Genomic DNA, 13,898 nt, shown 5'->3' on the forward strand with positions numbered 1-13,898 from the left:
TTGAAACCATAGAGGGGCCTGCCGGCGTATGGCGTCCGGCGGGCCTCTGTTATCAATCTCAAAAAGGAGACGGAAGCGATGAGCGAGATTCGTGTAAAGACACTCGTGGTAGGGCTGGTGTCCACCAACTGCTACCTTGTTTACAATGAGGAGACAAAACGGGCCGTAATCGTGGATCCCGGCGACGGGGCAGACGTGATTTCTTCGGGGCTTAAGAACCTGGGCCTTAGGCCGGAGGCGATCCTTTTGACCCACGGCCATTTCGATCACATGATGGCGGCCGATGACCTGCGGAAAGAGTGGGGCGTGCCGGTTTATGCTGCGGAGAAAGAGCTGGTGATTTTAGAGGACGGCGAGAAAAATCTGGTGGAAAATTATTACGGGAAGCCCTATTCCCTCGTGCCGGATAAGACGGTGCGGGAGGGCGATGTTTTAGAGCTGGCCGGCTTTTCCTTCAAGGTTTTTGAGACGCCGGGACATACCATCGGCTCCTGCTGTTACTACATCGAAAAAGAAGAAGTCCTCTTTGCCGGCGACACGATTTTCCACATGTCTTACGGCCGGACGGATCTTCCGACGGGCAGCGGCAAGTCCATTGCCTACTCGGTGAACCGGCTGTTAAAGGAGCTTCCGGACGACGTGATGGTTTACCCTGGCCATATGGATCCGACTACCATCGGCTTTGAGAAAAAATACAATCCTCTTGCGAGGCTGAAGCTATGATCGGGCTTTTATTAAATGATACTGCTTATGAGCAGGACATGCGCGAGCTTTTGATGGCTTTTTATCCGGGAGAGTCCTTTGTTCATGAACGGCGGGAAGATGTATCATATTATATAGAAGGAACGTATTCGGATGGACATTTCCGGTTCCGCATTCTGGAAGGCGATTCCGTGACGGGGAACCTGGAATTTCCCGTAGAGTATGAAGAACGCCAGACGGCGAAATCAAAAATCAAGCGGGAGCTTTACGGCCTGCTCTCGGAAAAGACGAAAAAGACGCTGCCCTGGGGGACGCTCACGGGGATCCGCCCCACGAAGATTGCCCTTACGAGGCTGGAGGCGGGCCAGAGTGAAGACGAGATCGGCCGGTTCATGGAGGAAACCTACTTAACGAGCCGGGAAAAAATTGACTTGAGCATCGAAATTGCCGGCCGCGAGCGGGAGCTTTTAAAGAACATCGACTATGAAAACGGGTACAGCCTCTATGTGGGCATCCCGTTCTGCCCGACCACCTGCCTGTACTGTTCGTTTACGTCGTATCCCATCGGCGCATGGAAGGGAAAGACAGGGCTTTATCTTGATGCGCTGTTTAAGGAACTTTCCTACACGGCCGAAAAAATGAAGGGGCGCACCCTGGACACGGTTTATTTCGGCGGCGGGACACCCACGTCCTTAGAGGCCGGGGAGTTAGACGCCATCCTCACAAAAATTGAGGAGCTTTTCGACCTTTCTTCTGTCAGCGAGTTCACCGTGGAGGCGGGACGGCCTGACAGCATCACGAGAGAAAAGCTTCTGGCGTTAAGAAAGCATGGGATCACGCGGATTTCCATCAATCCCCAGACCATGAAGCAGGCCACGCTGGATTTAATCGGCCGGCGGCACACGGTGGAGATGGTGAAGGAAAAATACGCCCTTGCGAGAGAGCTTGGCTTTGACAACATCAATATGGACTTAATCATCGGCCTTCCGGAGGAAGACATCGACGACGTGCGCGCCACCATGGAAGAATTAAAGGCCATGGCGCCGGACAGCGTCACCGTCCATTCCCTCGCCATCAAGCGGGCCGCCAGGCTTAACATGTTCCGGGAACAGTACGCGAACTTAAAAATCCGGAATACCCAGGAGATGGTTGACTTGACGGCGGAGTATGCCAGAGAGGTGGGTCTTCTTCCCTACTACCTTTACCGGCAGAAAAACATGGCCGGGAACTTTGAGAACGTCGGCTATGCGGCGCCCGGGAAAGCCTGCATTTACAATATCCTGATTATGGAAGAAAAGCAGACTATCGTCGGCTGCGGCGCAGGAACCACGACGAAGGTGGCCTTCCCGGCGGAAAACCGGCTGGAGCGTGTGGAAAACGTGAAGGACGTCGGCCAGTATATCGAGCGGATTGACGAAATGATTGCCAGGAAGGAAAAAATGCTTGAAAAGCTGCCGTGACTGGCGTATTCTAGTTGGGAAAGCAAGAAAATACGAAAAAAGGATGAAAAGCTATGGCATTAAAAAAGAAACCTGTGACCGGCATGAGGGACATCCTGCCGGCAGAGATGCAGATCCGTGACTATGTGTTAAACCAGATTAAGGAGACATACCGCGGATTTGGCTTTTCCACCATCGAGACGCCCTGTGTGGAACACATTGAAAACCTTTTGAGCAAGCAGGGCGGAGACAATGAAAAGCTGATTTTTAAGGTATTAAAGCGCGGAGAAAAACTGAATCTTGAGACGGCGGAGGCAGAAAACGACCTGACTGACAGCGGCCTGCGCTATGATCTGACGCTCCCACTTTCCAGATACTATGCAAACAACGCGGCGAACCTCCCTGCCCCCTTTAAGGCGCTCCAGGTTGGGAACGTATGGCGGGCAGACAGACCCCAGAAGGGGCGCTACCGCCAGTTTGTCCAGTGCGACATCGACATTCTGGGCGATGCCACGAGCCAGGCGGAAATCGAGTTAGTGCTGGCGACGACGACGGCCCTCTCGAAAATCTGTCCCGATAAGCGGTTTATGGTGCGGATCAATGACCGGCAGATTCTCCGTGCCATGGCCCTTTACAGCGGCTTCCCGGAGGAGGACATCGAGAAGGTGTTCATCACCGTGGACAAGATGGACAAGATCGGCGCCGACGGCGTGAGACAGGAACTGATGGAGAACGGCTGTTCCGAAGAGACGGCCGACAAATATCTGGGTCTCATGAGCCAGGTGACGCCGGATGCCGACGGCGTCCGCCGCATGGGAGAAATCCTCGGGGAGTTTCTTCCGGAAGGGACGGCCGAGAACCTGGCCGGCATCATCGAGACGGTTCTTCACGTCTCCGACGGCGGCTTTGGCCTTCAGTTTGACCCGACGCTTGTGCGCGGCATGGGCTATTATACGGGGACGATTTTCGAGGTTTCCATGGAAGGCTTCGGAGGCTCCGTGGCAGGCGGCGGCCGGTACGACAAGATGATCGGAAAGTTTACCGGCATGGATACGCCGGCCTGCGGCTTTTCCATCGGCTTTGAGCGGATTGTCCTGATCCTTACGGAGAGTGGCTTTGAAATCCCGGACGGCCGGGAGAAGGAGGCGTGGCTCTTTGAAAAAGGCATGGCGCCCGATGCGCTTTCTTCTATTATGAAAGAGGCCATGGCGGCCCGCGCCGGGGGGAAGACTGTCCTCGTGGCACAGATGAACAAAAACAAGAAATTCCAGAAGGAACAGCTTATGAAGGAAGGCTACGGCGAGTTCCGTGAATTTTACAGGGAAGCTTTGAAACGATAACAACATCCTTGGGAGGAAAAACTTATGGCTGAATCAATGGTAGGCCTCCACCGTTCCTGCCGCTGTGCAGAGGTGACGGAGGCGAACATCGGACAGGAACTGACCCTGATGGGATGGGTGCAGAAGAGCAGGAACAAAGGCGGCATTATCTTTACCGACCTGCGCGACCGTTCCGGCATCATCCAGATTATTTTTGAGGAGAGCGACTGCGGCACAGAGAGCTTTGAAAAGGCAGAGCGATTGAGAAGCGAATTTGCTATTGCCGTCACCGGCACCATTGAAAAGAGAGGCGGAGCCGCCAACGAGAATTTAAAGACCGGCACCATCGAGATGCGGGCAAAATCCCTGCGGATTCTCTCAGAATCCGAGGTACTGCCGTTCCCGATTGAAGAAAACAGCAAGACGAAGGAAGAGCTGCGCTTAAAATACAGGTATCTTGACCTGCGCCGCCCCGACCTTCAGAGGAATATCATGATCCGGAGCCGCGTGGCGACCATGGTAAGACAGTTTTTGGCAGACGAGGGCTTTTTGGAGATCGAGACGCCCACGCTTATTAAGAGCACGCCGGAGGGCGCCCGTGACTACCTTGTGCCGAGCCGCGTGCATCCGGGGAGCTTCTATGCGCTGCCCCAGTCGCCGCAGCTTTTAAAACAGCTTCTCATGTGCTCCGGCTTCGACCGCTACTTCCAGCTTGCACGCTGCTACCGCGACGAGGATCTGCGGGCAGACCGCCAGCCGGAATTTACTCAGATCGACATGGAGCTGTCCTTCGTGGACGTGGAGGACGTCCTTGACGTCAACGAGCGGCTTCTTAAGAAAATTTTCAAGGAAATCTGCGATTTTGACGTGGAGCTTCCGATTCCGCGCTTAACCTGGAGAGAGGCCATGGACCGGTTCGGCTCCGACAAGCCGGATATGCGCTTTGGCATGGAGCTTAAAAACGTGTCCGAGGTGGTAAAAGACTGCGAATTCGTCGTCTTTAAGAGCGCCCTGGAAAACGGAGGTACCGTCCGCGGCATCAATGCCGAGGGACAGGCCGGCATGCCGAGAAAGAAAATCGACGCCCTTGTGGAGTACGCAAAGGGCTTTGGCGCCAAGGGGCTTGCATACCTTGCGATCCACGAGGACGGAAGCTATAAGTGTTCCTTTGGAAAGTTCATGAAGGAAGAGGAGCTGAACGCACTGGCAAAGGCCATGGACGGAAAGCCCGGCGACCTTCTGTTCTTTGCCGCCGACAAAAATAAAGTCGTCTTTGACGTCTTAGGAAATCTGCGTCTGGAGCTGGCAAGACAGCTTGACCTGTTAAAGAAAGATGATTTCAAATTCCTGTGGGTGACGGAGTTCCCGCTTCTTGAGTATTCTGAGGAAGAGGGACGTTTTGTGGCAATGCACCATCCGTTTACGATGCCCATGGACGAAGATCTGCCGCTCATCGACACCGACCCGGGCGCCGTCCGTGCGAAGGCCTACGACATCGTGTTAAACGGCACCGAGCTTGGCGGCGGTTCCGTCAGGATCCACCAGGCAGACGTGCAGGAGAAGATGCTTGAGGTTCTCGGCTTCACAAAGGAACGTGCCGAGGAGCAGTTCGGCTTCCTTCTTGATGCATTCAAGTACGGCGTGCCGCCCCATGCGGGGCTGGCTTACGGCCTCGACCGCGTCATCATGCTGATGGTGGGCGCCGACAGCATCCGCGACGTCATCGCGTTCCCGAAGATCAAGGATGCCTCCTGCCTGATGATGGAGGCGCCGTCCGAAGTGGACGAAAAACAGCTTGAGGAGCTGCACATTGCCGTAGTTCCCGAGGAAAAGGAAGAATAAAGTTTGGCGTTTCAGGCCCCGTGGGAGCTCAGGTTTCCCGCGGGGCCTGATTTTATTCCATAGGAAAGGCTGTGTTAAATTAACGCATAAAAGCAGTGGTTTCCTATGGAATAAAAAGCCCTCCGGGCGGGATGCGCACTCCGCGCAAAGGAAGATAGCTGCTGACGCAGCTGCGCTCCGGCGCGAGTGTGCGCCAAGCACACACTTTTCTCCCCGCCTTTGTGAAAAGTTGGTGAAAATGTGGAATTTTTCGTTTCCGTTTGCTAGAATACAGGTATGATAAGGATGAGGTGATAAATATGGATGCTGTGAAGATTCTGATGGTGGATGACGAGGCGCGGATGCGGAAGCTCGTCAAAGACTTTTTGGGAATAAAGGGATATCGGGTCATTGAGGCAGCGGACGGCGAGGAAGCCGTGGACATTTTCTTTAAGGAAAAGGACATCGGCCTGATTATCCTGGACGTGATGATGCCGAAAATGGACGGCTGGGAGGTCTGCAAGACCATCCGCCGCTACTCCCAGGTGCCGATTATCATGCTGACGGCTCGTTCCGAGGAGCGGGATGAGCTTCTTGGCTTTGAGCTGGGCGTCGATGAATACATTTCAAAGCCCTTCAGCCCGAAAATCCTGGTGGCGAGGACGGAGGCGATTTTACGTCGCGGGAGCGTCTCCACCGGCGAAATCCTAGAGGCTGACGGAATCCGCGTGGACAAGGATGCCCACGAGGTCAGCGTGGACGGGAAACCGGTGGATTTAAGCAACAAGGAATTTGAGCTCCTGACGTATTTCCTGGAAAACCAGGGAATTGCCCTTTCCAGGGAGAAAATTCTCAATAATGTATGGAATTACGACTATTTCGGCGACGCCAGAACCATCGATACCCACGTGAAAAAACTCCGCAGCAAGCTGGGCCCCAAGGGCGATGCCATCAAAACCATCTGGGGAATGGGGTATAAGCTCGAGGTGAACGGAGAATGAAATCAATACGGACAAGGCTTGTCGTCACGTTCATTGGGTTAATGGTTGCGATGATTGCCGTCGTCTGGGGCGTGAACCAGTGGTATCTGGAACAGTATTATATTTCGGAAAAGGTAAAGGCCCTGAATGAGGCATATGAGACCATCGACGGCCAGATCCGGCAGAATCTGGAACAGGGAATCTCCATCCAGGAGGCCATGGGCCGTACCATGGATTCAGACGGGAACATCGAGGAGGGCGACCTGCTTGAAATCGTGCGCGACTTCAGCGACAGCGCCAATGTCTCGATGCTCATGATCGACAACAGCCTAGAGGATCCGGCGATCTATTCCACGGCCAGGGACGTAAGCTTCCTAAAGGACAGGATTGACCGGTATATTCTGGGAAAAAATAAACTAAAATACAGCGTCGTGGAAAAGAACGACAATTACACGATCCAGAAGACCTTTGACCCGTTAAGGGACAGCCTCTATCTGGAAAGCTGGGGATTCTTTTCCGATTACAGCACGGCTTTTATCATGAGCACGCCGCTTTCCAGTATCGGTGAGAGCGTGGCTCTGTCCAACCGCTTCTTGACGTATGTGGGATTTGTCACGATTGTGGCAGGGGCAGGCATCGTCTATCTGATGACGCGGATGATCACAAAGCCCATCAGCCGGCTTTCCGAGCTTTCCGAACGGATGTCAGGGCTGGATTTTGATGCCAAATATGAGGCAAAACGTCATGATTCCTCGGAGATCACCGTCCTGGGAAACAGCATGAATGAGCTTTCCGAGCGGTTAAAGGAGACCATCGCCGAGTTAAAATCGGCCAACAACCAGCTCCAGAAGGACATCGAGGAGAAGACGAAGATCGACGAGATGCGCAAGGAGTTCATCGCCAACGTATCCCATGAATTAAAGACACCGATTGCCCTGATCCAGGGCTACGCCGAAGGGCTCCAGGAGGGCATGGGCGAGGACAAGGAAAGCCGGGACTATTACTGCGACGTCATCGTGGATGAAGCCAACAAGATGAATAAGATGGTGAAGCAGCTCCTCACGCTTTCGTCCTTAGAAAGCGGAAACGACAGGACGGTTATGGAGCGGTTCGATTTGACCGAGCTGATCCAGGGCGTCATAAGCTCGGCGCAGATTCTGGCACAGCAGAAGGGGATCGAGGTTGTCTTTGATGTTTCGGAACCTGTTTTTGTCTGGGCAGACGAATTTAAGATCGAGGAGGTCATCACCAACTACTTAAGCAACGCCATCAACCATGCGGACGGCGAGAAGAAAGTGGTAATCCGCATGGAACAGGAAGAAAAAGACGTGCGGGTCTCCGTGTTCAACACGGGAACGCCGATTCCGGAGGACGCGCTTCCAAATCTCTGGACGAAGTTCTATAAGGTAGACAAGGCCAGGACACGGGAGTACGGCGGCAGCGGCATCGGCCTCTCCATCGTAAAGGCCATCATGGACGCCCACCACCAGAGCTGCGGCGTGCAGAACTGGCAGAACGGGGTGGAGTTCTGGTTTACGGTGGATTGCAGTAATGAGTAAGGAAAATTTATAAGGAAATGACAGATATGGAGCGGTACATGTTGTGGGTTTAAAGCATGGTACCACTCCATATTGTTGTTTTTATCCGCCGGCTCGAAACAAGGAAAAAATAATGGAAAAAAGTTGAAAAAAGTGGTTGACTTTTTGGAAACCATTTGATATTATAATACACGCCTCGAGCGACGGGGCAGAGCTTCAAAAAAGAAGTTCAAAAAAATAAAAAAAGTTGTTGACAAACGGTTGAACTTGTGATAAGATATCAGAGTTGCTTCCGAGGAAACAACAAAGAACCTTGAAAACTGAACAGTATGTAAAACCCTGAAAATTCTTATAAAAATGGCTTTTTGGTTTAAGCCATGAATGAGAACATTCAGAACAAAACCTAAACAACAGTAGAACGGTTTGAAATTAGCCAAGCTAAGTTTTGAACCTGGAAACAAACTTTAACATGAGAGTTTGATCCTGGCTCAGGATGAACGCTGGCGGCGTGCCTAACACATGCAAGTCGAACGAAGCAACCAAGAGGAAGTTTTCGGATGGAATCTTGATTGACTGAGTGGCGGACGGGTGAGTAACGCGTGGGTAACCTGCCTCATACAGGGGGATAACAGTTAGAAATGACTGCTAATACCGCATAAGCGCACGATACCGCATGGTATTGCGTGAAAAACTCCGGTGGTATGAGATGGACCCGCGTCTGATTAGCTAGTTGGCGGGGTAACGGCCCACCAAGGCGACGATCAGTAGCCGACCTGAGAGGGTGACCGGCCACATTGGGACTGAGACACGGCCCAAACTCCTACGGGAGGCAGCAGTGGGGGATATTGCACAATGGGGGAAACCCTGATGCAGCGACGCCGCGTGAGTGAAGAAGTATTTCGGTATGTAAAGCTCTATCAGCAGGGAAGAAACTGACGGTACCTGACTAAGAAGCCCCGGCTAACTACGTGCCAGCAGCCGCGGTAATACGTAGGGGGCAAGCGTTATCCGGATTTACTGGGTGTAAAGGGAGCGTAGACGGTATTGCAAGTCTGAAGTGAAATCCCGGGGCTCAACCCCGGAGCTGCTTTGGAAACTGTAAAACTAGAGTGCTGGAGAGGTAAGCGGAATTCCTAGTGTAGCGGTGAAATGCGTAGATATTAGGAGGAACACCAGTGGCGAAGGCGGCTTACTGGACAGTCACTGACGTTGAGGCTCGAAAGCGTGGGGAGCAAACAGGATTAGATACCCTGGTAGTCCACGCCGTAAACGATGAATACTAGGTGTTGGGGAGCAAAGCTCCTCGGTGCCGCCGCAAACGCAGTAAGTATTCCACCTGGGGAGTACGTTCGCAAGAATGAAACTCAAAGGAATTGACGGGGACCCGCACAAGCGGTGGAGCATGTGGTTTAATCCGAAGCAACGCGAAGAACCTTACCAAGTCTTGACATCGGGATGACTGGGAAGTAAAGTTCCCTTCCCTTCGGGGCATCCCAGACAGGTGGTGCATGGTTGTCGTCAGCTCGTGTCGTGAGATGTTGGGTTAAGTCCCGCAACGAGCGCAACCCTTATCCTTAGTAGCCAGCGGTAAAGCCGGGCACTCTAGGGAGACTGCCAGGGATAACCTGGAGGAAGGTGGGGATGACGTCAAATCATCATGCCCCTTATGATTTGGGCTACACACGTGCTACAATGGCGTAAACAGAGGGAAGCGGCCCTGTGAAGGTGAGCAAATCCCAAAAATAACGTCTCAGTTCGGATTGTAGTCTGCAACTCGACTACATGAAGCTGGAATCGCTAGTAATCGCGGATCAGAATGCCGCGGTGAATACGTTCCCGGGTCTTGTACACACCGCCCGTCACACCATGGGAGTCGGAAATGCCCGAAGCCAGTGACCCAACTGTAAAGAGGGAGCTGTCGAAGGCAGGTCTGATAACTGGGGTGAAGTCGTAACAAGGTAGCCGTATCGGAAGGTGCGGCTGGATCACCTCCTTTCTAAGGAAGAAGAAGTAGGGGTTTTATATACTGTTTAGTTTTCAAGAGAAACTAAAGAAAGATTCCGGTGTCGATGCGTCTGGGGGACACACCCGTTCCCATCCCGAACACGACGGTTAAGACCCAGACGGCCGATGGTACTATGCTGGAGACGGCATGGGAGAGTAGGTGGATGCCGGAGTCCATTTGAAAAATACTCGAAAGAGTTTAAAATAGAACAGACATATTCTAGCGGGTGGAGAGAAAGGCGAAATTCGCAGTGATGAATGTGTTAACCCTTTCCAGCAGGGCAGTGCTGTTCAATATAACTGGTTTTTACCAGTGATTGGTGAGCTTAAAGGAATTTGAACTTGCCAATGACTGATAAAACATCAGTCAGAACGTACCTTGAAAACCGCATATTGAAACAAGTAATCTTAAATATTTAAGATACAAGACATCCGAGGCATATCGAAAGATATGTAAACCGAAAGTAAACACAAGCCAGGCACACAACGCTATGTGTGTTCGTTTTGGAGCCGTTCCCGCGGCTTTGAGACAACTGGTTAAGCTAGAAAGAGCGCAGGGTGGATGCCTTGGCACTAAGAGCCGATGAAAGACGTGATAAGCTGCGAAAAGCTTCGGGGAGGAGCAAATATCCTTTGATCCGGAGATCTCTGAATGGGGAAACCTACTTGAGTAAACCTCAAGTGACGTATGGTGAATCCATAGCCATACGCCGGGAACCCGGTGAACTGAAACATCTAAGTAGCCGGAGGAAGAGAAAGAAACATCGATTCCGAAAGTAGCGGCGAGCGAAATTGGAAGAGCCCAAACCGGGATGCGTGCATCCCGGGGTTATGGACCACGTTATGTGAGACGATCTGTTAATGGAACGGTCTGGGAAGTCCGGCCAGAGAGAGTGAAAGCCTCGTACATGAAAACAGTAGTTAACTAGTGGAATCCAGAGTACTGCGAGACACGTGGAACCTTGCAGGAAGTCGGGGGGACCACCCCCCAAGGCTAAATACTCCTTAGTGACCGATAGCGCATAGTACTGTGAAGGAAAGGTGAAAAGAACCCCGGGAGGGGAGTGAAAGAGAACCTGAAACCCTGTGTTTACAAGCTGTGGAAGCACGTTAAGGTGCAACCGCGTACTTTTTGTAGAACGGTCCGGCGAGTTGCGGATACTGGCAAGGTTAAGGGCTTAAGGCCCGGAGCCGAAGCGAGAGCAAGTCTTAATAGGGCGTAAAGTCAGTATGTGCAGACCCGAAACCGGGTGATCTATCCATGTCCAGGTTGAAGCGAAAGTAAAATTTCGTGGAGGACCGAACGCACATCCGTTGAAAAGGGTGGCGATGAGGTGTGGATAGGGGAGAAATTCCAATCGAACCCGGAGATAGCTGGTTCTCCTCGAAATAGCTTTAGGGCTAGCCTCGTATTAGTCTGATGCAGGTAGAGCACTGAATTTCCTAGGGGGCGTCAAAGCCTACCGAAGAATATCAAACTCCGAATGGCATCCAGATGATGTACGGGAGTCAGACTGCACGAGATAAGTTGGGCAGTCAAAAGGGAAAGAGCCCAGACCTACGGCTAAGGTCCCCAAGTGCGTGTTAAGTGGAAAAGGATGTGGGATTTCAAAGACAACTAGGATGTTGGCTCAGAAGCAGCCACACATTCAAAGAGTGCGTAATAGCTCACTAGTCGAGAGGTCCTGCGCCGAAAATGTCCGGGGCTAAAACACGACACCGAAGCCTAGGAATGATTTTTAATCATTGGTAGAGGAGCATTCTTAAATGGGCGAAGCAGTACCGATAAGGAGCTGTGGACGTTTAAGAAGAGAGAATGCCGGAATGAGTAGCGAGATGGAGGTGGGAATCCTCCAGGCCGAATATCTAAGGGTTCCAGGGTAAAGCTGATCTGCCCTGGGTAAGTCGGGGCCTAAGGCGAGGCTGAGAAGCGTAGCCGATGGACAACAGGTTTAGATTCCTGTACCACATGGTATCAGAACTGTGGGGACGCAGAAGGATAGGATGACCGGGGAACAGAATCTCCGGGCAAGCGGGGTAGGAGTATGGTTGGCAAATCCGCCATACAATCCGAAGACGTGACGCGGACCGAACAAAAGTAGGGAAGCATCTGATTCCGGCTGCCGAGAAAAGCCGCTATTGCGTACCATGTGCCCGTACCGTAAACCGACACAGGTGGATGAGGAGAGAATCCTAAGGCCGGCGGGAGAAGCATTGTTAAGGAACTCGGCAAAATGACCCCGTAACTTCGGGAGAAGGGGTGCCAGGGAGACCTGGCCGCAGAGAATAGGCTCAAGCAACTGTTTAGCAAAAACACAGGTCTATGCGAAACCGTAAGGTGAGGTATATGGGCTGACGCCTGCCCGGTGCTGGAAGGTTAAGAGGAGAGGTTAGCGAAAGCGAAGCTTTGAATTTAAGCCCCAGTAAACGGCGGCCGTAACTATAACGGTCCTAAGGTAGCGAAATTCCTTGTCGGGTAAGTTCCGACCCGCACGAAAGGCGTAATGATTTGAGCGCTGTCTCGACAATGCACCCGGTGAAATTGAAGTACCAGTGAAGATGCTGGTTACCTGCGCCAGGACGGAAAGACCCCATGGAGCTTTACTCCAGCTTGATACTGGGATTCGGTGATGCATGCACAGGATAGGTGGGAGGCTGTGAAGCTTGGACTCCGGTCTAAGCAGAGCCGCTGTTGGGATACCACCCTTGCGTCACTGGGTTTCTAACCTGTCACCATGACCTGGTGAGGGGACAATGTCAGGTGGGGAGTTTGACTGGGGCGGTCGCCTCCGAAAGGGTATCGGAGGCGCTCAAAGGTTCCCTCAGAATGGTTGGAAACCATTCGAAGAGTGCAAAGGCAGAAGGGAGCTTGACTGCGAGACCGACGGGTCGAGCAGGTAGGAAACTAGGACTTAGTGATCCGGTGGTATGAAAGTGGGATTGCCATCGCTCAACGGATAAAAGCTACCCTGGGGATAACAGGCTTATCACTCCCAAGAGTTCACATCGACGGAGTGGTTTGGCACCTCGATGTCGGCTCATCGCATCCTGGGGCTGAAGTAGGTCCCAAGGGTTGGGCTGTTCGCCCATTAAAGCGGTACGCGAGCTGGGTTCAGAACGTCGTGAGACAGTTCGGTCCCTATCCGGCGCAGGCGGAGGATATTTGAGAGGAGCTGTCCTTAGTACGAGAGGACCGGGATGGACGGACCGCTGGTGTACCGGTTGAGCTTCTAAGCTCATGGCCGGGTAGCCAAGTCTGGAAGGGATAAACGCTGAAGGCATCTAAGCGTGAAGCCCCCCTCAAGATGAGATATCCCATTCGAAAGAAGTAAGACCCCTTGAAGACGACGAGGTAGATAGGGCAGAGGTGGAAGTACAGTAATGTATGGAGCTGACTGTTACTAATCGGTCGAGGGCTTAACCAGAAGGTTTGTGGGTTGGTGGATGTGTTCAATATGTGGTTTTGAAGGTATGTGAAATGAGGCCGTGGAAGTTGATTCCACGGCCTCTTTGCATTATATGACAGTGCCTTTCTCAAAGAAATCTTTTTTCGTCATATCCATATAAATCTCGTCAAAATATGTGCCGTCTTTATAGAAGGACTCGCGCCTGCGTCCTATGATTTTAAAGCCCACGCTTTCATAGAGATAAAAAGCAGCTTCGTTGAAAGAGAGGACGCGCAGCATGATATTGTTGAAGTTTAAGACGCAGAAGCCGTAGCGGAGCAGTGTAAGGAGCGCATCGCGGCCGAACCCCTTTTTGCGGAATTCCGCCTCGCCGAGATAAATATAAAATTCTGCCCGCTGGTGAGTCATGTCGACGTTATAAAAGGCGCAGAAGCCGATGAGCCGGTCGTCCTCTTTCCGCACAATGGCAAAGGAATAGTTGTCGAGCGCCGATTCTGCCAGCCCCTGTTTTTCCTTAAGGAAGGAATATTGCCTGTGAAAGACGGAGAGATTTTCGGCCACCTCCCTGTCGTTCATCCACTTGGCGGAAATTTCAAAGTCCTCCGGATTGACCGGGGAAAGGTAGACGAGATATCCGGACATCTTTTTTAAGTATTTCATAGATGGAACCCCTCCTTTTTATAAGTGT

The 13,898-nt window shown here is 52.2% G+C and carries 7 protein-coding genes and 3 rRNA genes; 9 read left to right on the forward strand and 1 reads right to left on the reverse strand.

Annotated elements, in window-relative coordinates; translation table 11 throughout:
- Nucleotides 1-78 precede the first annotated feature (78 nt).
- The 9 genes from KE531_11055 (at nucleotide 79) to KE531_11095 (ending at nucleotide 13,228) form a co-directional block, all read left to right on the forward strand.
- The gene (locus KE531_11055; protein ID MBR9954141.1) at nucleotides 79-723 is read left to right on the forward strand and encodes an MBL fold metallo-hydrolase; all 645 of its coding nucleotides are present in this window, start codon (nucleotides 79-81) and stop codon (nucleotides 721-723) included.
- Nucleotides 720-2,162 (forward strand): coproporphyrinogen dehydrogenase HemZ, encoded by a 1,443-nt coding sequence (gene hemZ / locus KE531_11060; protein MBR9954142.1) that lies wholly within the window; start codon nucleotides 720-722, stop codon nucleotides 2,160-2,162. The genes KE531_11055 and hemZ overlap by 4 nt, the downstream gene beginning before the upstream one ends.
- Before the next feature lie 53 nt (nucleotides 2,163-2,215).
- Complete coding sequence (hisS, locus tag KE531_11065; GenBank protein ID MBR9954143.1) at nucleotides 2,216-3,481, forward strand: histidine--tRNA ligase; 1,266 nt, start codon at nucleotides 2,216-2,218, stop codon at nucleotides 3,479-3,481.
- A 24-nt stretch (nucleotides 3,482-3,505) separates the two neighbouring features.
- Nucleotides 3,506-5,302 carry an aspartate--tRNA ligase gene (gene aspS, locus KE531_11070; GenBank protein MBR9954144.1) on the forward strand — a complete coding sequence of 599 codons (1,797 nt, stop codon included), beginning with the start codon at nucleotides 3,506-3,508 and terminating at the stop codon, nucleotides 5,300-5,302.
- A 299-nt stretch (nucleotides 5,303-5,601) separates the two neighbouring features.
- Nucleotides 5,602-6,282 (forward strand): response regulator transcription factor, encoded by a 681-nt coding sequence (locus tag KE531_11075; protein MBR9954145.1) that lies wholly within the window; start codon nucleotides 5,602-5,604, stop codon nucleotides 6,280-6,282.
- Entirely contained in the window at nucleotides 6,279-7,820 is a 1,542-nt protein-coding gene (locus tag KE531_11080; GenBank protein MBR9954146.1) for a HAMP domain-containing protein, read from the forward strand. The genes KE531_11075 and KE531_11080 overlap by 4 nt, the downstream gene beginning before the upstream one ends.
- 444 nt (nucleotides 7,821-8,264) lie before the next feature.
- A 16S ribosomal RNA gene (locus tag KE531_11085) occupies nucleotides 8,265-9,795 on the forward strand.
- A 63-nt stretch (nucleotides 9,796-9,858) separates the two neighbouring features.
- A 5S ribosomal RNA gene (gene rrf, locus KE531_11090) occupies nucleotides 9,859-9,976 on the forward strand.
- 362 nt (nucleotides 9,977-10,338) lie between these two features.
- Nucleotides 10,339-13,228: ribosomal RNA gene (locus KE531_11095) — 23S ribosomal RNA — on the forward strand.
- The 16S, 23S and 5S rRNA genes sit together here, the layout of an rRNA operon.
- Before the next feature lie 90 nt (nucleotides 13,229-13,318).
- Here the strand turns inward: KE531_11095 and KE531_11100 are convergent.
- Entirely contained in the window at nucleotides 13,319-13,870 is a 552-nt protein-coding gene (locus KE531_11100) for a GNAT family N-acetyltransferase (protein ID MBR9954147.1), read from the reverse strand.
- Nucleotides 13,871-13,898 lie beyond the last annotated feature (28 nt).

Source organism: Eubacteriaceae bacterium Marseille-Q4139, from assembly GCA_018223415.1.
Lineage (GTDB): Bacteria > Bacillota > Clostridia > Lachnospirales > Lachnospiraceae > CABSIM01.

Bases quoted from the DNA above. Each gene is read 5' to 3' on its own strand.
- hisS (MBR9954143.1), top strand. From the start codon at position 2,216: ATGGCATTAAAAAAGAAACCTGTGACCGGCATGAGGGACATCCTGCCG.
- KE531_11055 (MBR9954141.1), top strand. From the start codon at position 79: ATGAGCGAGATTCGTGTAAAGACACTCGTGGTAGGGCTGGTGTCCACC.
- hemZ (MBR9954142.1), top strand. From the start codon at position 720: ATGATCGGGCTTTTATTAAATGATACTGCTTATGAGCAGGACATGCGC.
- KE531_11075 (MBR9954145.1), top strand. From the start codon at position 5,602: ATGGATGCTGTGAAGATTCTGATGGTGGATGACGAGGCGCGGATGCGG.
- KE531_11100 (MBR9954147.1), bottom strand. From the start codon at position 13,870: ATGAAATACTTAAAAAAGATGTCCGGATATCTCGTCTACCTTTCCCCG.
- KE531_11080 (MBR9954146.1), top strand. From the start codon at position 6,279: ATGAAATCAATACGGACAAGGCTTGTCGTCACGTTCATTGGGTTAATG.
- aspS (MBR9954144.1), top strand. From the start codon at position 3,506: ATGGCTGAATCAATGGTAGGCCTCCACCGTTCCTGCCGCTGTGCAGAG.